We start from the raw sequence: 469 nt of genomic DNA on the forward strand, positions 1-469 counted from the left end.
GGTAGAAACCGACCAGCTGCCACATGGCATCCAGGCCCAGGCAACCGGGCATGACCGGATCGCCTTCGAAGTGACAGGCGAAGAACCACAGGTCCGGGTTGATATCCAGCTCGGCGACCAGCTCGCCCTTGCCATACTTGCCGCCGACATCGCTGATGTGAACGATGCGATCGATCATCAGCATGTTGGGGGCGGGAAGTTGCGCGTTACCCGGGCCGAACAGCTCGCCGCGACTGCAGCGCAGCAGGTCTTCTCGGGTGAAGGCGTGTTGTTTGGTCATGCGAGCTCCTCAAAAATCCCTGAACTGCAGGGTTGTGGCGGTTCGTCCAGCGGCCGTCGCGCCGGGTTATTGTATCGGCGTCGCAGCGGCAGCCTAGTCATAGACTGTTGCGTTGCGGTGAAAGTCACAGTGTCCGGCGAACAGATGTTCACTTTATTCCCGCGTCCGCTTGCCGCCCTTGTCGTAGAT

At 60.3% G+C, this 469-nt stretch carries 1 protein-coding gene; it reads right to left on the reverse strand.

The window, feature by feature from the left end; translation table 11 throughout:
• Positions 1-280 (reverse strand): bifunctional 3-hydroxydecanoyl-ACP dehydratase/trans-2-decenoyl-ACP isomerase (gene fabA, locus ACLJNW_RS23180; RefSeq protein WP_410961082.1); only part of this gene is annotated, 280 nt, incomplete at its 3' end.
• Between the last annotated feature and the right edge of the window lie 189 nt (positions 281-469).

The sequence above is a fragment of the Salmonella sp. SAL4457 genome, from assembly GCF_046548235.1.
GTDB classification, from domain to species: Bacteria; Pseudomonadota; Gammaproteobacteria; order Enterobacterales; family Enterobacteriaceae; genus Salmonella; species Salmonella enterica.